Source organism: Neptunomonas marina, from assembly GCF_004005935.1.
Classification (GTDB): Bacteria; Pseudomonadota; Gammaproteobacteria; order Pseudomonadales; family Balneatricaceae; genus Neptunomonas; species Neptunomonas marina.
The window spans coordinates 138,824-159,216 of record NZ_SACQ01000006.1; the positions used below are offsets into that span (position 1 = coordinate 138,824).

The window sequence follows — 20,393 nt, forward strand, 5'->3', positions numbered from 1 at the left end:
TGCCTATATTTCAGCGAGCGTTATAGATAATAAAATTGAGCCGGAGAAGGGTTATGACTGAACGTGAATCGATGGAGTTTGATGTTGTCATCGTCGGTGCAGGGCCTGCGGGCCTCTCGGCAGCTTGCCGACTCATGCAACAAGCTAATGCAGCTGAACAAGAGCTGACCGTTTGTGTCGTAGAAAAAGGCTCAGAAGTGGGCGCACATATCTTATCGGGTGCGGTGATTGAATCACGCGCCCTAGATGAACTCTTCCCCGATTGGAAAGAGCGCGGTGCCCCTCTAAATACCCCGGTCACCGAAGATGAACTCTACCTGCTAAAAGACGGGGAAAGCGCAAAGAAACTGCCCAATGCACTGATTCCCAAAACCATGCACAACGAAGGTAACTATATTGTTAGCTTAGGGAATGTGACACGCTGGTTGGGTGAGCAGGCTGAAGCCCTCGGTGTTGAGATCTTCCCAGGCTTTGCCGCATCGGAAGTGCTATACCACGACGATGGCAGCGTTAAGGGGATCGCGACCGGTGATATGGGCATTGGTGCGGATGGCAGCGAGAAAGACAGCTACATGCCCGGCATGGAGCTGCATGCCAAGTACACTCTGTTTGCTGAAGGCTGCCGTGGCCACTTGGGTAAACAGCTCTACAGCCAATTTGAGTTGGATAAAGACGCCGATGCACAACACTATGGCATCGGTATTAAAGAGCTATGGGATATCGATCCCGCTAAGCACAAGCCGGGCTTAGTGGTACATGGCTCTGGCTGGCCGCTATCAGGGGGCACCAGCGGTGGTTTCTTCCTCTATCATACCGATGATAACCAAGTGGTGGTGGGGCTGATCGTGGATCTGAACTACGCCAACCCGTACATCAGCCCGTTTGATGAGTTCCAGCGCCTTAAGCATCACCCAGTTCTAAAGCAACACCTTGAGGGCGGCAAGCGCGTCTCTTACGGTGCGCGTGCAATCGCGAAAGGCGGTTTCAATGCGTTACCTGAGATGGTCTTCCCCGGCGGTCTGCTGATCGGTTGTAACGCCGGTACGCTGAACTTTGCCAAGATCAAAGGGACGCACACCGCGATGAAGTCTGGCATGTTAGCCGCCGAGAGCGTCTTTGCCGCGCTGCAAGCCGGTTGCACCGGTGGTAAGAAGCTCGACAGCTTCAACACGGCATTCAAAGACTCGTGGTTGTATGAAGAGCTATACCGCACACGTAACTTTGGACCGGCGATGCATAAGTTTGGGCCGTTCTTGGGTGGTGCGTTCAACTTTATCGACCAAAATATCTTTGGCGGCAAGTTACCGATCACCTTGCGTGATAACCACGAAGACTACGCGCAGATGCGCCCGGCATCGGAATTTACACCCATCGCGTACCCCAAACCGGATGGCGTCTTGAGCTTTGATAAGCTCAGCTCGGTTTTCCTCTCCAACACGAACCATGAAGAGGACCAACCGTGCCACTTGACACTAAAAGACCCGAGCGTTCCGTTGGCGAAAAATCTGCCAACTTACGCGGAACCAGCACAACGTTACTGCCCAGCGGGTGTGTATGAAGTGGTAGAGGATGACGCCAGCCAACCGAGCTTCCAGATCAATGCTCAGAACTGCGTCCACTGCAAAACCTGTGACATCAAAGACCCAGCACAGAATATTGTTTGGGTGACCCCTGAAGGCACAGGCGGACCTAACTATCCGAATATGTGAATAGAAGGGAAGTCGCTCTTCAGCCCAATATAGATAGTACTCATACTCCCTTGGATAGATTAATATGTGCTCATTAAAGGGAATCTAATACAGGGAAAGGTATGAGTACTGCTTTTACGATGCGGCGCATGTTGTGTGCGCTAATGTTTGTTATTGCTCCTTTTGCGAGTGCTGTTAACGTCTCCTCCAATGATCGCGGTGAAGTCTTGCTCTTTCCGCTCTATACCGCCCAAAACGGGTGGGATACCTACCTAAACCTGTTTACACAGGGCGGCTTAGTCCACATCAAATTCCGCAGTGCGCAAACGGGTGAAGTGTTGGACTCTTTCCATATTTACGGGGGAGCCGCGTCCACGTTTCGTGCCAGCTTATCGACCATCGCACCAGGTAAAACCGTCATGCGTGTTGCAGAAGGGCAATGTGTGATTGGCGGACAAGTGGGATCTGAAGTACTACACCAAGGCGGCGTTGGTACCGATCTACCGCTCTCGGCAGATATCGGCTTTATCGAAGTCTTTGCAACGGGCTTAATCATGAATGGCATGCAGCCTGAGTATGGACGAACCGGTTTTAGCTGCGCAGAGTATGCGGCTAACTGGGCTACAAATGGGCGCTGGCAGACCCACCCCGATGCGGACATGGATGCAGCAGGTTACACCGCACAGATCCATGGCACTGTTAACTTTGTGAATGTAACGCAGGGGTTGTCATCTGCGAATCATGCCACTGCGTTAACCAATACCGGAGCGCGTTTCACGCATCAGCACCCCACCCGTAATACGTTAGATCTTACCCAGACCCAAGGGGGGATAGAGGCAGTCGCGCAGGCTCTGCATGTGACAGGAATATCGAATGTCATGGATCACTCCTCCGACGTAAATGCATATACTGAGTGGGTCGTTACCTACCCGTTAGTGGGGTATGGCTATGAGAAACCGTATACCGTTCAACAAGACGGGGAAGGCTTAAACTGCGGTGGCTGGACAGTGATATCCGATACTAACGAATTAGGTAGCGTACGAAGCGGCGGTATTATTTCTTCTGATGGCAGTAGCACAGATTTCTATCCAATAAGGACGCTCGACTCCATAGTACCTGCACCTTCTCTTGCGCCCTTCTTCTGCGAAGCCGCTAATATTCAATATCTCCAACATCTTCAACCTCGCCACCCTAATAGTTCAAGTCTTTCTACAGCGAGTAACAGGCTGGGTTTTGTGAGTGCTGTAGCCTGGCAATCATGGTTTACGCAGGTCAGTTTTGAATTTGAGCGGCCTGAAGATGGGGAGTTGCCTGTATATCCAGATCGTAGGCATGTACCCCAGGCACCCACAAACGTAACCTATCACCCCATGAAACATCCGGTTATTGGATTCAGATTGACTAGTTATGAAAACGGCACATTAAACGGTGGTGGTACACTGGCTAACTACTCATTTTTAACACCACATACTTTCGGCTGCGACAGCAAGGATGGTCAGCGATGCAAAGATTAACCGCTCAAGTTTTTGTATTAGGTGCTGCCATAAGTCTCTCTGTAGCAGCAAATAGCGATAATGTGCCAGAGCGAGTAACGCACTCGCGCTTTGGAGAAGCGCTTATTGTGCCGTTCTTCTCAGCCCAAAGCGGGTGGGAGACTTACATCAATGTAGAGCCTACTAGCGAGCGCTTGCACATGAAAATAAGAGATGCACACACAGGTGCAGTACGCGCTGCTTATAACATTTATTACATAGACGAAGTACAAAAAAGACTACTTGCTTTTGCATTATACAAAGACTCCGAGGGTAGAAGCAGAGCTGCTTTCGCAAATTCCTTAAGTGCATCAATATGCTTGGTTGGCGGAGATGTGGGTAAGCCAACCTCCTTTATAAGAGATGATTATTCCCAGGTTCTCAGATTTGACTTACCGGTAGACCAAGGCTCTGTCGAGTTATATGCCATACCGGCCTCGTTAGCCGAGCGTTGGGAAGCATCCTTAACCTGTGAGGAAATTGCAGAACAATGGCAAACACGCGGTGCCATCGTCGAGGAAGGGAGCTTTAGTGACGACGGCCAAGCGATACTGGGGGCCGAGGTTACTTTAATCAATGTCGCCCGAGGGCTCATGTCCGGCTACCAAGCTACTGCACTGAGAGGCTTGAACCTCCCAGCCGAGCACTTCCATCCAACACTGAATAATTACGACCTCTCACGTGCTGAAGGGGGGATAGCGGCGGTCGCTGATGCCTTGTCAGTGGCGAGTCTCACCAATGAAGTGGTACAGCTTAAAGATATTAATGCAGCAACCGAATGGGTCGTTAGCTATCCCCTAGCCGGCTACATGAACCATAAACCCTATACCACCGACTTAGGCCATACGACGCAGTGGTGCGATAGTTTTGGGGTTTATCCCACAGCCTCAGCAGAACCGGCGGCAAGTGTGCAGGTTAATCAGCAGCAAGGTGTTACCGCGCTACAGCCACAAGACACGGAGTACAGCCCAGCTCGCCCCGCCGGTCTATGCCATGCGGTGAATGTGGTGGGCTTTGGTGCGGAGCCGGTCTTAGCCGACGCAGGTGCAGAGAACTGGGTCCAAGCCCCTCGCACCTTGGTTGATCTGCTTAACGGTCGTGCTTCGGTGCTGACATGGGCATTGCCGGCTGAGCGAACGCAGCCCCGGGTGCCTATGCTGGGATTCCGTCTCACAACCTTTGAGAACGGCACCTTAGATGGGGGTAAAGTCTTAGCGAACTACTCGCTGCTCACCCCGCATAAGCGTGACTAAACGTGTGATGTCTTACTGTGGAGCCATGCCCTAATAACCACCACACCACAATGATACAAAATATATACAAGGACAGTACTGAGATGAAAACCTACTTACAGCGTTTGTTGTGCTGTGGGCTGTTGATACTCACAGCCCCCTTTGTTCATGCCGTTAACGTCTCCTCCAATGATCGCGGTGAAGTCTTGCTCTTTCCGCTCTATACCGCCCAAAACGGGTGGGATACCTACCTAAACCTGTTTACACAGGGCGGTTTAGTCCACATCAAATTCCGCAGTGCGCAAACGGGTGAAGTGTTGGACTCTTTCCATATTTACGGGGGAGCCGCGTCCACGTTTCGTGCCAGCTTATCGACCATCGCACCAGGTAAAACCGTCATGCGTGTTGCAGAAGGGCAATGTGTGATTGGCGGACAAGTGGGATCTGAAGTACTACATCAAGGCGGTGTTGGTACCGACCTACCGCTCTCGGCAGATATCGGTTTTATCGAAGTCTTTGCAACGGGCTTAGCCATGAATGGCATGCAGCCTGAGTATGGACGAACCGGTTTTAGCTGCGCAGAGTATGCGGCTAACTGGGCTACAAATGGGCGCTGGCAGACCCACCCCGATGCGGACATGGATGCAGCAGGTTACACCGCACAGATCCGTGGCAATGTTAACTTAGTTAGTGTAACGAAAGGACTTTCGGCAGTCAGCACCGCTGTCGCTCTTGCCGAAACAGGGATACAATTTAGCCATCAGCATCCAACTAAAAACCAGATCAATTTAACGCAAACTGTTGGTGGTATTCAGGCGGTCGCGGATGCTTTGAATGTTACGGGAATCTCGAATTTTGTTGATAGTAACGATTTCACTGCTGCGGACACTCAGTGGGTAGTCACGTATCCATTAGCAGGGTACGGCTATACAAAACCATACGTGCGAGATGTTGAAACCAGCTGTGGCATCGCACACAACTCAAATATCTCTTCAGTGACAGCAGAGCTCGCTCATCATACAGATGTCTTTGTCACTAACTTTACATCGGTGTTGAATCAGTCTCATAGCGTTAGCCATGGATTTTGCAATGCTGTGAATCTATATGCTCCTGTGGGGCAAGTGAGTAGTTATAACAGTTTAAGTGATTCGTCATCGTTAATCACGGAGGGCTTTTCGTTCAGTCGAACAGAGGTTGGGCTCTTAAAACTCAGCTTTATTCAAAGCCAACAAAACTTTGGTAACGGAAAGACTGTAGGTGAAATTAAGCATCCAGTACTTGGCTTTCGTTTAACGACATATGTAAACGGAACGTTATTTGGTGGAAAAGTACTGTCGAATTACATGTTTTTAGATGCTCACCGCCCAATCTGCAACGACAAGGAGAATATGTCATGCGGAAGCTAAGTTTGTTTATGGTAATGCTTATGGGAATGTTTACGTCGCAAATGAGCGTTGCAGGCAATCTTGAGTTGGCTGGTGATCATCGTGGAGAGGCGTTAATTGTCCCATTCTTCAGCGCCCAGAATAACTGGGAAACATACTTAAATATTGCATCAGATTCGAAAGCTCTGCATATCAAATTTCGTAGTATAGTGAACGGCGACGTTTTAGCTTCGTATAATGTGTACCTCGGCAAAGCTGCTCTTTTTAGTATGGCTATGTATTCGCTTGAAAACGGCAGGGCAATGCTTAATTTCGTTGATAGCTCTGTTGGTCATAATTGCATCATTGGGGGAGTTATCGATGCGCCTATTCGTTCCTATCAAAATACGAGCTATCAGAGTTCAGTTGAGTTAGAGGAAAGTAGTGGCTCTTTAGAAATTTACCCTATTAGTGTGGTTGATGGCCTTAATAATTGCGACGCTATGGTGAATCTTTGGCAGCAAGGTGAGCAAACGACAAGTGTAGGGTTAGCGAATACTCACGGAACCTTAGAAGGTTATGTTGCGATTGCAAATGTAGGTCGGGGCTTGCTCTCTAGTTATCGAGCCACTGCACTGAGAGGCTTGAACCTCCCAGCCGAGCACTTCCATCCAACACTGAATAATTACGACCTCTCACGTGCTGAAGGGGGTATAGCGGCGGTCGCTGATGCCTTGTCAGTGGCGAGTCTCACCAATGAAGTGGTACAGCTTAAAGATATTAATGCAGCAACCGAATGGGTCGTTAGCTATCCCCTAGCCGGCTACATGAACCATAAACCCTATACCACCGACTTAGGCCATACGACGCAGTGGTGCGATAGCTTTGGGGTTTATCCCACAACCTCAGCAGAACCGGCGGCAAGTGTGCAGGTTAATCAGCAGCAAGGCGTTACCGCGCTACAACCACAAGACACGGAGTACAGCCCGACTCGCCCCGCCGGTCTATGCCATGCGGTGAATGTGGTGGGCTTTGGTGCGGAGCCGGTCTTAGCCGACGCAGGTGCAGAGAACTGGGTCCAAGCCCCTCGCACCTTGGTTGATCTGCTTAACGGTCGTGCTTCGGTGCTGACATGGGCATTACCGGCTGAGCGAACGCAGCCCCGGGTGCCTATGCTGGGGTTCCGTCTCACAACCTTTGAGAACGGCACCTTAGATGGGGGTAAAGTCTTAGCGAACTACTCGCTGCTCACCCCGCATAAGCGTGACTAACTGAGCGTTTTCGCCACAGCGGCATATCAGCTAAGCACCTTCGGGTGCTTTTTTAGTGCGTCCATATTACCATTGCGCTTTAGTTTTAGACGTTCGTCTACTCTCGAGGTTTACATGGATATAGCTGCTTATTTGAATGCGCTGATCGCCCTATTTGTGATTATTGATCCTATCGGCGCAGCGCTAATTTTTCATTCCCTTGTGCCACCTGATGATATGGCTCACCGCTTTAAAATGGCGTTAAAGGCAGGGGTTATTTCTTTCGCGTTGTTGGTGTTGTTTGGTAACTTTGGTGAGCCTTTGCTGCACAAGCTTGGTATCAGTATTGATGCGCTACGGATTTCGGGCGGGATTCTGTTGTTTTACACCGCATTCAATATGATCACCAAAGATATGGAGTACACCACTACCACTGAACGTAAAGATATTGCTGTATTTCCCATGTCTATACCGCTGATGGCTGGGCCTGGGTCGTTAACGTTGGCGATTCTGCTTTATTCAAAAGGAGAGGCGTCTGCGTCTAACATGGCGGTTACTCTGGCCATCTTATCCATTACGGTATCTACCTTTTTGCTGATGATGCTTTCACGATACGTAAAGCGAATCATTGGTCGCACTGGTGATGATATTTTGCGTCGTTTTCTGGGCGTTATTCTTGCGGCATTGGCAATTCAGTTTGTGCATGACGGCGTCGTTAATATGTCAGTTTAATGTGGCTAACGCTCCACAAATGCTCGCTCGATAACATAGTGGCCTAAGTGGCCACTTTTTGCTTCTGCAAACCCTCTTTCGCTCAACTGTTCACTCATCTCTTTTATCATCTCTGGATTTCCGCACAACATGACTCTATCGGCCGTGGGTGCAAGCGGCGGCAAGCCAAGCGTGTTAGTGAGCTGGTCTGTTTTGAGCAGATCGGTCAAACGGCCCTGATTGCGAAATGGCTCGCGCGTTACCGTTGGAAAGTAGATGAGCTTCTCCTTGACGCTTTCTCCAAAGTAGGGGTTGCTCGTCAATACGTGGCTAATTTCGCGTTGATAAGCTAAGTCAGAGACCTTACGTACGCAGTGCGCCAAAATGACACTCTCATATGCATCATAAATAGAGGGGTCCTTTATTAGGCTTAGGAAAGGGGCTAGCCCTGTGCCTGTGGCGAACATGTAGAGCCGTTTTCCTGGCAGTAGGTGGCCATTTACAAGGGTGCCTGTCGTCTTTTGACTTACCCAGAGCGCATCTCCGGGCTGTATGGTCGCTAGCTGGGAGGTTAGGGGGCCATCAGGCACCTTGATGCTAAAAAACTCCAGGTGGTCCTCATAGTTGGCGCTCACCATACTGTAAGCGCGCATCACCTTTCTGCCGTCGCGTTCAATACCGACTAACGTAAACTGGCCGTTCTCAAAACGAAAGCTAGGGTTACGGGTGGTTCGGATACTGAAGAGTGAGTCGTTCCAGTGGTGTACCGAAATGACAGCCTCTTTCTTTATAACACGCATGATGACCTCGGGTGTTTTTATTAAAAAACTATATGTCGGCTTACGAGCTACCAAAAGTGTTCTAACGCCATAATGGCGCTTTCTGATTGAATTTTGATCACTTTTGGTTGTTATTGTTCGAAAATTACTCAAGTTTTTGAAAAAAATCGATTTTTTTGAAAAAAAATCAAAAAAATAGAAAAAGGGTGTTGACTCTTTTTCCGAACTCTATAAAATCTGCGCCCATCCTTTGGAGGGGTGGCTGAGTGGTCGAAAGCACCGGTCTTGAAAACCGGCGAGTCGAGAGGCTCCCAGGGTTCGAATCCCTGCCCCTCCGCCATTTAAAGGATGCTGAAGTTCCTCGATAGCTCAGTTGGTAGAGCAGTAGACTGTTAATCTATTGGTCGCTGGTTCGAGTCCAGCTCGAGGAGCCACTTCAGTGGGTCGTTAGCTCAGTGGTAGAGCAGTTGGCTTTTAACCAATTGGTCATAGGTTCAAATCCTATACGACCCACCACTTTTCTTCTTTATATGGGTCGTTAGCTCAGTGGTAGAGCAGTTGGCTTTTAACCAATTGGTCATAGGTTCAAATCCTATACGACCCACCATTTTCCTAGATAAGTAATTTGCTTATTTGGGCTTTGAGTTCCTCGATAGCTCAGTTGGTAGAGCAGTAGACTGTTAATCTATTGGTCGCTGGTTCGAGTCCAGCTCGAGGAGCCAACTCTATTTTTTCTCCGGGTCGTTAGCTCAGTGGTAGAGCAGTTGGCTTTTAACCAATTGGTCATAGGTTCAAATCCTATACGACCCACCATTCTTTTTGACTACCTTTTACGCTGTATTTAGGTGGTTCGTTTGTCATATCGATATTCGATACCCACAATCTCATAGTACACTTCGTCGCCATTGGGCTTAGTAAACGTGACCTCATCGTTGAGCTGCTTTTTAACCAGTTGGCGCGCGAGAGGTGAATCGATGCTAATGTAGTCAGGTTGGTCGCCAATCTCATCTGCTCCAACTAAGCGGTAACAATGCTTTTGGTCATCCTCGTCTAGCAGTGTGACCCAAGCGCCAAAAAAGACCATGTTTGGGTTATCCGGTGCTCTTTCAACCACAACGATATCTTCAAGCCGCTTAGCGAGGTAACGCACGCGGCGATCAATCTCGCGTAGCTGCTTCTTGCCATAAATATATTCGGCGTTTTCGGAGCGATCACCTTGTGCTGCAGCTTCTTTAACGGCCTGTGTGACCTGTGGCCGCTTCACTTTCCAAAGCTCTTTTAGCTCGCTGTTTAAGCGCTCATACCCCTCTACGGTGATATACTTGCTGCTGCGTGGTTGTGGTGCGCGCCAGCGTCCCATGAATTAACCTCGTCGAATTAAAGTGGTAAAGATGTGCCTACCGATGCCGCTATAAAAAATTGATCACTTAACCTGAGCATTCTCATGCAAGCAGACAAAATCCAGCACAGAATAGAGACGTATACTTCGTCACTGCCTCAGGCGGTGCAGGCGTCCCATGGTGCTCAGTTTGCGATGCTATTAAGCCTGATCTCTGAAAATCAGGCAAATCAGTATGTGCCTACCGCAAGGGCGTTGGAGCACGCTACCGGTACTGACTTCCGGTTACCCGAAACGGATACACAAACGCGCTCAGAGGATATCCACACGCCAACGATTGTGCGCCGCTTCAATACCGCTGTAGCAGAGCATTTAACGGGTGACTTTGCTTACCTAAATAGCCATGTAAAAACTAAGGCTGAGCAGCCGCGTAGCAGTTCATCTGGGGCTGATGCATTTGCGAAAGTTAGCTTAATGTCAGCAGGTAAGCTGATGCTTGATGAGATCACGCAGTCGCGCCTGGTGGCAACAGCTTAGTCGCGCTAAGTTAACCACGTAATCAACTCTTCATTATCCCCTTCAACCTTCCACCATTCATCTGGGTCATCACCATTATTCCATCCGCTGGCGATGCAGCGAATTTGTGTTTCTAATGCTGTTGAAGCCGCTCTTGCACAGTCGATATCCTTTTCCCAAGGCGTGTGGTTCTCCTTGAACCAAACACTTGTCCACGCTTTTCCGGCTACTTTCTCATGGATGAGTACCGGGACTCGATGGCCAGCAATAAGTAAGGTAAATGCATGGGTGCCGGGTTGAGAGGCTTCCTGCGTGACCTGTTCAGCAACGCTTTGTAACCACTTATGTAGGCTATCTGGCGAGCAATTTTTTACATATATTTCGATGTCGGGGTGGCGGTTGTCACTCATGATCAGTATCAGTCGTCAGTAAAGAAGCTTAAAAAGAGTTTAGCACCCATCGTTCATGTGCTGTCAGCATTCAAAGTGATGCTAACAAGCATTGGGTGCCGTATTGATTCAGCATAGTTTATAGGAAAAGGATAGATAATCGTATGAGACGGAGAACTCGGCGGCGCTTACGAAAGCTGCGGCGTGTAATGGGGTATGTAACAGTAGCTGCTGTGCTGGTCTATTTTGGTGGTGTGTATATGACCAGCCAAAAGGTTTCCCTTACAGTTGAGTCACAAACTAAGCAGTTGACTGAGCAATTAGCCCCTTTCGGCGCTTTTTCGGTGACAGGGCAGTCTGGATTGTTCAGCAGTGAATATGAGCTCTCACTGTTGGTTGATACATTGCCTGATCCCTTCAATAGCTGGCTACGGTCGGGGGAGGTTGTAACGCTTGCTTTAAGAGTCAGTCACGGATTTTTTAGCGCTCATTCGCGTGTTGAGATTCTGCCAGGTGTGCTGCGAGAGCGATTAGCATTCTATCAAGACAACCCGCAGCAAGTGCCATTTGAAATCGCCGCAACGCATCGACTATCGCCGTTCGATACGAGGTTGATAGAGGCGCTACGTATCAAAACGGATGCGTTTACACTCTCTACCGATTCGGCCCGAGGGCATCTTGGCGAAATTGGTATCAGTTACTATCATCGTGGATCTCGTTTACAGTCGATGTTTAAGGTGGATGAATTGACTCTAGTCGGGGAGCAGGGCGAGTTATCCTTGCAAGATATCCACGGTAATCAGTCTGGGCTGTTAGATCATGACGGGCGCTTTGCTGAGCTAGAGGGGCTGATTCGCGTAGAAACAGCCACCTTCGATCAAGTTACGACGAAAACCGAGGTGTCGGGAGCGGAGGTCGATCTCTTTCAAAAGCGCGAAGCACAAACGCTTCGTTCCGATATCGATCTGCTATTTACCTCTGCGGTGGTGTCTACGCCAGGGGCTTTAAGCCGCAAGTTTGATCTTTTTCGTGCCGATCTTGCAGTGGAGACACCGCACTTAGGTGCTGAGCGTTTAGTCAGTTTTCTTGGCAGCTTCACGGAGGGAGGGCCGAGTGCACAGCTCGAACAATGGTTAGCAAGCGGTGCAGAGATGACGTTAAAAGAGACCATCGTATCCGTCGGTGGTTCGCGTATTGAGGCGAGTGGCAGTGGCCGTGTTGGTGCTGGTGACGGTCGTTTAGGGCCGCGCACGCAAGCGAAGGGTAGTTTGCGTATGGAACAAACCCTTGCGCCTTGGCTGCAAGAGGTGGCTGGTATAGATATGGGACAGCTTGCATTGGATGGCTGGATGAGCGAGAAGGGGAGTAACTACATCAGTCGGATTGTGTTCTCTGAAGAGATCGTTACTGTGAATGGTAAACATTTTGATCTTAGCGCTGAGAATCCTCTTGAAGAAAACGAATCAGGCGTAGCAAGCTCAGACTGATAAAGCCAGCGGCGGCGAAGAGCAGCCCAACGGCGATAAGCACAACGCCAGTAAAGGCGACGATCTCTTGGGTGAGTGACTGCTGAAACAAAAATTCAGCAGTCACAATAAGCAGTAACCCGAAGAAACAACTCGCTAGACCTCCGAGCAGCCAAACGAGGTTTTGCTTCACCTGATCGGCTTGGCGTATCACACGCCTAAGAACGCGTTTAGTGAGCGTGTGCATGGTCATCAGAGCTGGGGTGAAACTCACCCAGGTTGACATCAAAGGTTAACGTCAGCGGCAGCTGTTCAAGCAGTTGCTGGCGTTTCTCCTGCTTCATACGTTGGCCATGAGGCGTCATGTGTAGCAGCGCGTCGAGCTCATCTTCATTGGTTAAGCTGAACGAAAAGCTGTGTTGCTCTACCTCAGCGACTGAAAAATGATCGGCCAGCTCTTTGATGGGATCAAAGCGTGAGGGCTTAATCTCCTCGTAGATAGCTCGGCGCAGCTCGATTAAGTGCTGCTCACCGGGCCATGCATATAGCAAGGTCCCGCCTGAACTCATAACCTGTGCGAGTGCGTCGGGCATCAGCCGGCTGAAGAGTACAACCAAGATATCTTGGGAGTGCTGTGGCACGGGCATATCGGCCCCAGAGGCAACAATCCAACAGATATCACGGTTGCGGCGTGATGCCGCCTTGATCGCTTCTTTGGAGATATCGAGCCCGATCACCTCGGCAGAACTTGGCAAAGCGGCGGCGATCGCTGCAGTGTAATAGCCTTCACCGCAGCCCATATCAAGTACTTTGGGTGCATCGTGCCGTTGTGTTTTCTGGCTAATTTTTGCACAAAGTGCACTCAGAAAGGGTAGATAGTGGCCTTTTTCCAGAAAGCGCGTTCTTGCCGCAACCATCTGCGCGTTGTCGCCGGGTGCCCGCGAGCGCTTCTTCTGCACGGGTAGCAGGTGCCAATAACCTTGCTTCGCTTGATCAAAGCTGTGGTTATTGGCGCACCGTAGCGTGCGTTGTGTAAGCACTAAGGGAGCTTGACAGAGCGGGCAGCTGAGTTGGGCCATCTGATTGTTACCGCTCATTCGGTTAGTAAGCGCGCCATAATGTTTTCGTACATATCGCTCAGCGTATCTAAGTCTTTGACGCTGACGCGCTCGTCCACTTTGTGAATCGTCGCATTGACTGGGCCTAACTCCACAACCTGAGCACCTGTTGGGGCAATAAAGCGGCCATCTGACGTGCCTCCCGATGTGGATAACTCAGTGTCGTAGCCGGTAATCGCTTTAATAGCTTGTTGAGCGGCGTTAACCAGCTCGCCCTCAGCTGTTAGGAAAGGGTTGCCTGAGAGAGTCCACTCGATGCTCCAATCAAGGTTATGTTGCTCAAGAATCGTTTGTACTTGCGCTTTTAAACCCTCAGCTGTGGATTCGGTGGAGAAGCGGAAATTGAAGTCCACTTCGATCTGGCCAGGCACCACATTAGTTGCGCCAGTGCCGGCATGAATATTGGAAATTTGGAAACTAGTGGGCGGGAAGAAATCATTACCCTTGTCCCACTCTTTCGCGGCTAGCTCCGCTAATGCCGGTGCCGCCTCGTGGATTGGGTTACGCACAAGGTGTGGATAAGCAACATGGCCCTGAATACCGTTAACATGCAGCTTGCCACTGAGTGAACCACGGCGGCCATTTTTGATGATATCGCCGACTTTAGCTGTGCTGGACGGTTCGCCCACGATGCACCAGTCAATCTTCTCATTCCGAGCTTCAAGGTGGTCTATGACGCGAGTGGTACCATTGATAAATGGCCCCTCCTCATCACTGGTAATTAACAAGGCAATGGAGCCGTTGTGGTCAGGATGGTGGTCGATAAAGCGCTCTAAAGCAGTCATGAAGGCAGCGATGCTTCCTTTCATATCCGCAGCGCCACGGCCACATAGGTAACCGTCTTGAATAACAGGCTCGAACGGAGGGTGTGACCAACGCTCAACGGGACCGGTAGGTACGACATCGGTGTGGCCAGCAAAGCAAAACAGCGGGCCTTCGGTACCGCGGCGTGCCCAAAAGTTAGTCACCTCTTCAAACGGCAAGCGCTCAATGGTAAAGCCCATGGCAGTGAGCCGTTCAATCATCATCTCCTGGCAGCCAGCGTCTTCAGGTGTGACCGAAGGGCGGGAGATTAGGTCTTTGGCAAGTTCAAGCGTGGCAGATGTCATCACAGCTCCAGTGTTCGAGTAGTAGAGAAAAATCAGGCCCGTCGAAACGGGCCTGTCGGCTTACAGATTTACACGAGATTAGTTGTGCTTGTGTAGCTCTGCGTTTAGCTCGATAGCAGACTGGTTTGTCTTCACTTCGATACGGCCGTTTTGAGAGTTACGACGGAACAGAAGATCTGGTTTACCGGCAAGCTCTGCAGCTTTAACAACACCGACTTCGTTGTTCTGATCATCCAGTAATGTCACTTTTGATCCTGCAGTAACATAAAGTCCTGCTTCCAGTGTGCAACGGTCGCCTAGTGGCAAGCCGAGGCCCGCATTTGCGCCTAGCAGGCAGTTTTCGCCCACAGAAATCACCACGTTATTGCCCCCTGATAGCGTACCCATCGTGGATGCACCGCCGCCAATGTCAGAGCCGTTGCCAACCACAACCCCAGCGGAGATACGGCCTTCTACCATCGATACGCCCATTGTGCCGGCATTGAAGTTGATGAAACCTTCGTGCATTACCGTGGTGCCTTCACCGACGTGCGCGCCTAGGCGGATGCGTGATGCATCACCGACACGGATGCCCTCTGGCACGACATAGTTGGTCATTTGTGGGAATTTATCCACAGATTGAACATTGAGTACACGGCCTTGTGCTCGCGCTGCCAGCTGTCGGCGTGGCAGGTCTTCAAGCGCGATAGCGCCTTCGCTTGTCCACGCAACGTTCGGTAGCAAACCAAACATGCCTGATAGGTCAGTGCCGTGCGGCTTAACTAAGCGATGGGACAACAGGGCAAGCTTAAGGTATACCTCAGCAGTGGTTGCCGGTGCTGAATCTGTTGCCAAGATTGTTACAACCATCGGTTGCTGCGTACCTTTCAGTACTTCCACGATCTCGGCTTGATCTTCGGCATCAACGCTTAGAAATGCCGCTTCTAAGTCTTTTAGTTGCTCTTCGCAAATCTCGATAGCAGCATCGCCACCTTCATAGCCAAGCTTGTCGCTTACCGCTTGGATCAGCGCGTCAGACGGGTTAAGAAGCGGTTTATTGTAGTAGATCTCTAACCAGTCACCGTTGGAAGATTGGGTACCGATCCCTAGACCAAATGCAAAGTAACTCATGTATCGTCTCCGTCTAATGCTTATTGCGCAAAAATTGTTTGATAAGTCGGCTCCTTAAAGCCCACTTCAATATGTTCGTTATTGATCAAAACTGGACGCTTAATGAGCGCAGGGTTTTCTAAAATCACCGCTCGCGCTAACGTGTTGTCCATCGCCGCTTTCTGCTCGTCGCTCAATTGGCGCCAAGTCGTGCCACGTTTGTTGATCAAGCCTTCCCAACCTAGTTGCTCTAACCAGCTATCGAGTAGTTGCTCCTCAAGGCCGTCGACACGAAAATCATGAAACTGATAATCGATCGATTGATTATCTAGCCACTTACGCGCTTTTTTAATCGTATCGCAGTTTTTAATGCCGTATAACGTCGTACTCATGCATTGTCTCCTAGGCGCTCGATAAAGCGGCGAATGCGCTCTGCACCTTCAACACACTCCTCAACTGTCGCGACCAACGCCATGCGCACATAGCCTGCACCCGGCACAACCCCATCGACTTCACGAGACAGGTAGCGGCCTGGTAGCACAGTCATGTGCTCCTCCGCGAATAGGCGTTGAGCAAAGATATCATCTGCGATCGGCGTTTTTGCCCACAGATAGAAGCTCGCCTCTGGTTGCTCTACCTCCATAACCGGGGAGAGGATCTCAACCACTTTGGCAAACTTCTCGCGATACAGGTCGCGGTTGGCTTTAACGTGTGCTTCATCTTGCCATGCAGCAATAGACGCTAGTTGATGCTGAACCGGCATTGAGCAACCGTGATAAGTGCGATACTGCAGGAATGGACCGAGTAGCTTGGCATCCCCTGCGACAAAGCCAGAACGTAACCCCGGAAGGTTAGAGCGCTTTGACAAGCTATGCATCACGATACACTTATCGAAGTCGTTGCGGCCGAGTTTCGCGCAAGCTTCCAGCAGGCCGATTGGCGGATTCGCTTCATCTAGATAGATCTCGGAGTAACACTCATCCGAAACAATAGTGAAGTCATACTGATCAGCCAGCTTAATTAATTTCGCCAGCGTATCGAAGTGCGTAACGGCGCCGGTTGGGTTGCTGGGTGAACAGATAAATAAAATTTGGCAACGCTCCCATACATCAGCAGAGACGGCGTCGTAATCGGGGATAAAACCATTATCGCCGGTGCAGTTAAGGTAGTGAGGTTCTGCACCTGCTAGGTAAGCTGCGCCTTCGTAGATCTGGTAAAACGGATTGGGTGAAATCACCAGAGCGTTTGGCTTGCGCTCAACCGCGGCTTGCGTAAATGCGAAAATAGCTTCACGTGTGCCATTCACCGGCAGCACATGGCTGTCGGCTGTTAGCGTATTCGGAGTCAGATGAAAACGTTGCGTACACCATGTAGCGATCGCCTCGCGCAACTCAGGCATACCTTTTGTGGTCGGGTAATTTGCCAGTGCGTTGATGTTGTCTGTTAGGGTCTTGACGACAAAATAGGGGGAAGCGTGCTTGGGCTCACCAATAGAAAAGGCGATATGTGCCAACTCAGAAGGCGGAGTGACCTCTGCTTTCAATGCAGTTAGCTTCTCGAAAGGGTAGGGTTGCAGGCGCGCGAGATCCCGGTTCATAGTTTTTCCTTCCAGCTGCGGTTTTCATCAAAAAACGGCTGGAGAGTATACCGGATGCCTGCATAACACGCGACCTGCCATGAATGATATCGCGTGTTAACTTAGGTCTTATGTTATCAGGTTTTATGGAATCGTCGCTGAGTGGGAGCCGTTTAGTTCATGGCTGAGTAGCGCGTGAATTTTGCTGGGATGGTCAGGTTTAGCGAGCAGAAAGCCTTGTATCTCATCACATTGGTGTTGGCGCAGGAAAGCCAGTTGTGATTGCTCCTCAACACCCTCAGCGACAACCCGCAGATTTAGAGTGTGAGACATAGAGATAATCGCCTTAACGAGACTCTCGCCATCCTCACTGCCGGGTACATCGTCGATAAATGAGCGGTCAATTTTTACCGTACTCACAGGGAGGCGTTTCAAATAGATCAGCGATGAATAGCCGGTGCCAAAGTCATCCACCGACATCTTCACACCCAATGCGCGTATAGACTGTAGCGTCTTTATGACGGTGTTCAGGTCTTTAATCACCATGGTCTCAGTGATCTCAAGCTCAAGCAGTTCTGGGGCTAAGTCAGCACTTTTGAGCGCTGCTTCAATATCGCTGACGAGCTCTTCTGAATGCAGCTGGCGAGCCGATAGGTTGACAGACACAGGGACGGGACGCTCTAAGATCTGATTCCAGTCTTTGGCTGCTTGGCAAGCGCGGCGCAGTACCATGCGTCCAAGTTCTACAATCAACCCACACTCTTCGGCTAACACAATAAACTCAGACGGTGGAATCATGCCGCGAATCGGGTGGTGCCAACGGATCAGCGCTTCGGCAGATAAAACACGTTGACCGGCGATATCAAAGCGTGGCTGATACACCAAGAAAAGAGACTGAGTATTAATCGCCATACGAAGATTTTCTTCAAGCTGGATACGTGCCTCAGCCTGAGCGTTCAGTGCTTTATCGAAGAACATAACGTCATTTCGGCCACGTTCCTTGATATGGTACATCGCTGTATCGGCATGTTTTAAAAGCACCTGTGTGTTCCTACCATCATCCGGATAGAGCGCGATACCAATGCTCGCCGAAGAGAACAGCTCTTTACCTTCACACACGTAAACTTTCTTGAGTTCGCTTTGAATGCGGCGCGCAATATCTTGAGCGACATCGGATGAGCTCAGGTCAGAGAGAATAACCGTAAATTCATCGCCTCCAAGGCGGGAAACGGTATCGCTGGGGCGAATATGCTGACGGATACGGCCGGCTGCTTCGATTAGCATTTTATCGCCGACATGGTGCCCGTAGTTGTCATTGATCGGCTTAAATCGGTCTAGGTCGATAAAGAGCAGGGCTGTTTTACTACCCAAGCGTTCGGAAAGCTGCAGGGCTGACTCGAAGCGGTCGTAAAACAAGGTCCGGTTTGGTAAACCGGTCAGATTGTCGTAGTGAGCCAGCTTCTCGAGCTTTTGCTCCGCCTCTTTTAGGTCCGAAATATCAGAGAATACGGCAACATAGATCTTCCCGCCGGTGATCTCTTCCACCACACTGATTGATGCCCAAACAGGCAGTTTCTCGCCATTCGCGCGGCGTTGGGTGCTCTCGCCTTTCCAGCGGCCATGTTTATCAAGTGCGATCTCTATTTCAGGGTGTTCAGCTAACAAGCTTAAGGCGAAGCGACGCGCCCGCTGTGAAGAGTAACCGGTAATCCGCGTAAACGCCGAGTTGGTTAACACTTTACCTTTATCGTTCATGATCAGAATCGCCTCAGCGGCGGCTTCAAATACCTTGTTTGATATTTGCGCTTCTGCTTCGGCATTCACTTTATCGGTGATATCGGTTGTGATTCCGCCAATGGCATAGACTTCGCCACTGTCCCGCAGTAGCGGGAACTTGGTACAGAGGTAATGACGAGTCGTGCCGTTCTGATCAATGCTGTATTCACATTGTGCTGGTCGATGCTGGCTGACAACTCTAAGATCAGCTTCGCGGAGGATTTCGGCTTGTTTCTGCGGGAGTAGATCAAAGTCGTTGCTACCCAAAATATCCATCTCCCGGCATTGATAGTGCTCGGGGGCTTTTGGGTTGATCATGATATATTTTAGATCCGCGCTTTTGATAAACATTAAGCTTGGCGCGTTATGGAAGATCGCATCGAGCTGGTTTTCTTGGGCGCGAATATCGCGCACCATCTCTTCTATTTCGGTTCCGACCTTGTTGAACTCATCGAACAGCCCATTTTTATAGGGTGTTGGTATGACTTGGTAGGGAACCTTCTCTGCATACTTGAGCAATCTCCCAAGGGAGCGCTGTGTGAGCGACCGGATCAGTGCCATGACGATTAAGCTGATCAGTATAACGGTCACCGTACCGATGAGTAGATTTTCGTTATAAGCACGGGTAAGTATTAATGATGAGTTGCCGGGCTTGTGCAGATATAGCCTAAATGGCTCGCGACCAATCGTTAACGAATGGAAGTGAGCAGTCCCATCACTAAGCGGCACAATGGGGCTATTGGGCGTTGCGACCAATAGTTCATTAGGATGGATCATACTCGCTTCTAAACTACCGACGTTGTCCATGCCAGAGAAGAAAGAGAGGCTACCTGCGCCTGTTATCTCTTGGATTTCAGTCAGAAGCCAGTAGTTGTCGTTAACAAGAATATAAGCATAAAGCGCTCCCATCACCTCTCCGAGCGACTGGCGAATGATCGGTGTTTTATAGCGTAATAGATGGAAGTCTCCCTCATCTGTACTGATCATTATGTTGTCCCAAGCGCGCATTGGGGTTGTATCGTTAGTAAAGGTATTGAGCGCCAAATCCATGCTGTACATCGAGACGCCGCTGACAACTACCGGTTGTAGGTCGTTTACGTCTACCACGATGGCGTGAATCCGCTCGCCCGCTGGGCCTCGAATACTGTCGCCAAGGATCATATCTATTGTCATGAAATCGTTTGCCGCGGCACTGGCACGAATGTCATTCCGCTTGGCGATCTCTTCGGCAACGCCAGCAACACCCGTCAAATATTCTTTGACCATGCGGCTAACGACTTTATGGTCTTGATCGTAAGTAAGCTTCACTTCCTCGTCGAGGGCGGTTTGTGAACCTTCATAAGCGAGCAGCAATAATGCACCTGACACAAATAGCAGTGCCAAGAGAACGATACTTAGAATGGCAGTTGAAAAACGTAGACTACGCACTACACAACGCCTGACCGCGGGAGGGAGAACA

General features: G+C 50.1%; 18 protein-coding genes and 6 tRNA genes. 14 read left to right on the forward strand and 10 right to left on the reverse strand.

Features of this window, described 5'->3' with window-relative positions; genetic code table 11:
• Positions 1-53 precede the first annotated feature (53 nt).
• The 6 genes from EOE65_RS13325 (at position 54) to EOE65_RS13350 (ending at position 7,798) form a co-directional block, all read left to right on the forward strand.
• A complete protein-coding gene (locus EOE65_RS13325; protein ID WP_206052687.1) occupies positions 54-1,709 on the forward strand; it encodes an electron transfer flavoprotein-ubiquinone oxidoreductase in 1,656 nt (551 codons plus the stop codon).
• 101 nt (positions 1,710-1,810) lie between these two features.
• Positions 1,811-3,202, forward strand: a complete 1,392-nt coding sequence (locus EOE65_RS13330; RefSeq protein ID WP_127694820.1) for a hypothetical protein — start codon at positions 1,811-1,813, stop codon at positions 3,200-3,202.
• Between the two features lie 353 nt (positions 3,203-3,555).
• Positions 3,556-4,473, forward strand: coding sequence for a hypothetical protein (locus EOE65_RS13335; RefSeq protein WP_127694821.1), 918 nt, complete (start codon positions 3,556-3,558; stop codon positions 4,471-4,473).
• A gap of 83 nt (positions 4,474-4,556) precedes the next feature.
• Entirely contained in the window at positions 4,557-5,858 is a 1,302-nt protein-coding gene (locus EOE65_RS13340) for a hypothetical protein (protein WP_127694822.1), read from the forward strand.
• Between the two features lie 281 nt (positions 5,859-6,139).
• A complete protein-coding gene (locus EOE65_RS13345) occupies positions 6,140-7,087 on the forward strand; it encodes a hypothetical protein (RefSeq protein ID WP_127694823.1) in 948 nt (315 codons plus the stop codon).
• A gap of 114 nt (positions 7,088-7,201) precedes the next feature.
• The gene (locus tag EOE65_RS13350) at positions 7,202-7,798 is read left to right on the forward strand and encodes a MarC family protein (RefSeq protein WP_127694824.1); all 597 of its coding nucleotides are present in this window, start codon (positions 7,202-7,204) and stop codon (positions 7,796-7,798) included.
• A gap of 5 nt (positions 7,799-7,803) precedes the next feature.
• Here EOE65_RS13350 and EOE65_RS13355 read toward each other — a convergent pair whose 3' ends face one another.
• Entirely contained in the window at positions 7,804-8,577 is a 774-nt protein-coding gene (locus tag EOE65_RS13355) for a ferredoxin--NADP reductase (RefSeq protein ID WP_127694825.1), read from the reverse strand.
• 231 nt (positions 8,578-8,808) lie between these two features.
• On the opposite strand from EOE65_RS13355, the gene EOE65_RS13360 reads away from it, so the two are divergent.
• The 6 genes from EOE65_RS13360 to EOE65_RS13385 all read left to right on the forward strand — a co-directional run bounded on the left by EOE65_RS13360 (position 8,809) and on the right by EOE65_RS13385 (position 9,369).
• A tRNA-Ser gene (locus EOE65_RS13360) sits at positions 8,809-8,896 on the forward strand.
• Positions 8,897-8,914: 18 nt separating this feature from the next.
• Positions 8,915-8,990 (forward strand) — tRNA-Asn (locus tag EOE65_RS13365).
• Between the two features lie 7 nt (positions 8,991-8,997).
• Positions 8,998-9,072: transfer RNA gene (locus EOE65_RS13370), tRNA-Lys, on the forward strand.
• A 16-nt stretch (positions 9,073-9,088) separates the two neighbouring features.
• A tRNA-Lys gene (locus EOE65_RS13375) sits at positions 9,089-9,163 on the forward strand.
• 39 nt (positions 9,164-9,202) lie between these two features.
• Positions 9,203-9,278: transfer RNA gene (locus EOE65_RS13380), tRNA-Asn, on the forward strand.
• 16 nt (positions 9,279-9,294) lie between these two features.
• Positions 9,295-9,369: transfer RNA gene (locus tag EOE65_RS13385), tRNA-Lys, on the forward strand.
• Positions 9,370-9,397: 28 nt separating this feature from the next.
• Here the strand turns inward: EOE65_RS13385 and greB are convergent.
• Positions 9,398-9,916 (reverse strand): transcription elongation factor GreB, encoded by a 519-nt coding sequence (gene greB, locus EOE65_RS13390; protein ID WP_127694826.1) that lies wholly within the window; start codon positions 9,914-9,916, stop codon positions 9,398-9,400.
• A gap of 84 nt (positions 9,917-10,000) precedes the next feature.
• On the opposite strand from greB, the gene EOE65_RS13395 reads away from it, so the two are divergent.
• Positions 10,001-10,432 (forward strand): hypothetical protein, encoded by a 432-nt coding sequence (locus EOE65_RS13395; protein ID WP_127694827.1) that lies wholly within the window; start codon positions 10,001-10,003, stop codon positions 10,430-10,432.
• Positions 10,433-10,437: 5 nt separating this feature from the next.
• Here EOE65_RS13395 and EOE65_RS13400 read toward each other — a convergent pair whose 3' ends face one another.
• A complete protein-coding gene (locus EOE65_RS13400) occupies positions 10,438-10,821 on the reverse strand; it encodes a hypothetical protein (protein ID WP_127694828.1) in 384 nt (127 codons plus the stop codon).
• Positions 10,822-10,964: 143 nt separating this feature from the next.
• Between EOE65_RS13400 and EOE65_RS13405 the strand changes: the two genes are divergently transcribed.
• Positions 10,965-12,287: a DUF945 family protein gene (locus EOE65_RS13405; RefSeq protein WP_127694829.1), complete on the forward strand. Its 1,323-nt coding sequence runs from the start codon at positions 10,965-10,967 to the stop codon at positions 12,285-12,287.
• Here EOE65_RS13405 and EOE65_RS13410 read toward each other — a convergent pair.
• The 7 genes from EOE65_RS13410 to EOE65_RS13440 form a co-directional block, all read right to left on the reverse strand.
• Positions 12,232-12,513: a hypothetical protein gene (locus tag EOE65_RS13410; protein WP_164847112.1), complete on the reverse strand. Its 282-nt coding sequence runs from the start codon at positions 12,511-12,513 to the stop codon at positions 12,232-12,234. The genes EOE65_RS13405 and EOE65_RS13410 overlap by 56 nt on opposite strands.
• Positions 12,497-13,363, reverse strand: a complete 867-nt coding sequence (locus EOE65_RS13415; protein WP_338067679.1) for a putative RNA methyltransferase — start codon at positions 13,361-13,363, stop codon at positions 12,497-12,499. Before EOE65_RS13415 ends, EOE65_RS13410 begins: the two co-directional genes overlap by 17 nt.
• Positions 13,360-14,493: a succinyl-diaminopimelate desuccinylase gene (gene dapE, locus EOE65_RS13420; RefSeq protein WP_127694832.1), complete on the reverse strand. Its 1,134-nt coding sequence runs from the start codon at positions 14,491-14,493 to the stop codon at positions 13,360-13,362. Before dapE ends, EOE65_RS13415 begins: the two co-directional genes overlap by 4 nt.
• A 78-nt stretch (positions 14,494-14,571) precedes the next feature.
• A complete protein-coding gene (gene dapD, locus EOE65_RS13425) occupies positions 14,572-15,603 on the reverse strand; it encodes a 2,3,4,5-tetrahydropyridine-2,6-dicarboxylate N-succinyltransferase (RefSeq protein WP_127694833.1) in 1,032 nt (343 codons plus the stop codon).
• A gap of 20 nt (positions 15,604-15,623) precedes the next feature.
• On the reverse strand, positions 15,624-15,974 hold the full coding sequence (locus EOE65_RS13430; RefSeq protein ID WP_127694834.1) for an ArsC family reductase: 351 nt from the start codon (positions 15,972-15,974) through the stop codon (positions 15,624-15,626).
• The gene (gene dapC, locus EOE65_RS13435) at positions 15,971-17,179 is read right to left on the reverse strand and encodes a succinyldiaminopimelate transaminase (RefSeq protein WP_127694835.1); all 1,209 of its coding nucleotides are present in this window, start codon (positions 17,177-17,179) and stop codon (positions 15,971-15,973) included. The genes EOE65_RS13430 and dapC overlap by 4 nt, the downstream gene beginning before the upstream one ends.
• Before the next feature lie 123 nt (positions 17,180-17,302).
• Positions 17,303-20,362, reverse strand: coding sequence for an EAL domain-containing protein (locus EOE65_RS13440; protein ID WP_127694836.1), 3,060 nt, complete (start codon positions 20,360-20,362; stop codon positions 17,303-17,305).
• Positions 20,363-20,393 lie beyond the last annotated feature (31 nt).

What these genes read in the sequence shown, in the direction of transcription:
- EOE65_RS13325 (WP_206052687.1), top strand. Translation starts at nt 54, where the DNA reads ATGACTGAACGTGAATCGATGGAGTTTGATGTTGTCATCGTCGGTGCA.
- EOE65_RS13330 (WP_127694820.1), top strand. Translation starts at nt 1,811, where the DNA reads ATGAGTACTGCTTTTACGATGCGGCGCATGTTGTGTGCGCTAATGTTT.
- EOE65_RS13340 (WP_127694822.1), top strand. Translation starts at nt 4,557, where the DNA reads ATGAAAACCTACTTACAGCGTTTGTTGTGCTGTGGGCTGTTGATACTC.
- EOE65_RS13345 (WP_127694823.1), top strand. Translation starts at nt 6,140, where the DNA reads ATGCTTAATTTCGTTGATAGCTCTGTTGGTCATAATTGCATCATTGGG.
- EOE65_RS13350 (WP_127694824.1), top strand. Translation starts at nt 7,202, where the DNA reads ATGGATATAGCTGCTTATTTGAATGCGCTGATCGCCCTATTTGTGATT.
- EOE65_RS13355 (WP_127694825.1), bottom strand. Translation starts at nt 8,577, where the DNA reads ATGCGTGTTATAAAGAAAGAGGCTGTCATTTCGGTACACCACTGGAAC.
- greB (WP_127694826.1), bottom strand. Translation starts at nt 9,916, where the DNA reads ATGGGACGCTGGCGCGCACCACAACCACGCAGCAGCAAGTATATCACC.
- EOE65_RS13395 (WP_127694827.1), top strand. Translation starts at nt 10,001, where the DNA reads ATGCAAGCAGACAAAATCCAGCACAGAATAGAGACGTATACTTCGTCA.
- EOE65_RS13400 (WP_127694828.1), bottom strand. Translation starts at nt 10,821, where the DNA reads ATGAGTGACAACCGCCACCCCGACATCGAAATATATGTAAAAAATTGC.
- EOE65_RS13405 (WP_127694829.1), top strand. Translation starts at nt 10,965, where the DNA reads ATGAGACGGAGAACTCGGCGGCGCTTACGAAAGCTGCGGCGTGTAATG.
- EOE65_RS13410 (WP_164847112.1), bottom strand. Translation starts at nt 12,513, where the DNA reads ATGCACACGCTCACTAAACGCGTTCTTAGGCGTGTGATACGCCAAGCC.
- EOE65_RS13415 (WP_338067679.1), bottom strand. Translation starts at nt 13,363, where the DNA reads ATGAGCGGTAACAATCAGATGGCCCAACTCAGCTGCCCGCTCTGTCAA.
- dapE (WP_127694832.1), bottom strand. Translation starts at nt 14,493, where the DNA reads ATGACATCTGCCACGCTTGAACTTGCCAAAGACCTAATCTCCCGCCCT.
- dapD (WP_127694833.1), bottom strand. Translation starts at nt 15,603, where the DNA reads ATGAGTTACTTTGCATTTGGTCTAGGGATCGGTACCCAATCTTCCAAC.
- EOE65_RS13430 (WP_127694834.1), bottom strand. Translation starts at nt 15,974, where the DNA reads ATGAGTACGACGTTATACGGCATTAAAAACTGCGATACGATTAAAAAA.
- dapC (WP_127694835.1), bottom strand. Translation starts at nt 17,179, where the DNA reads ATGAACCGGGATCTCGCGCGCCTGCAACCCTACCCTTTCGAGAAGCTA.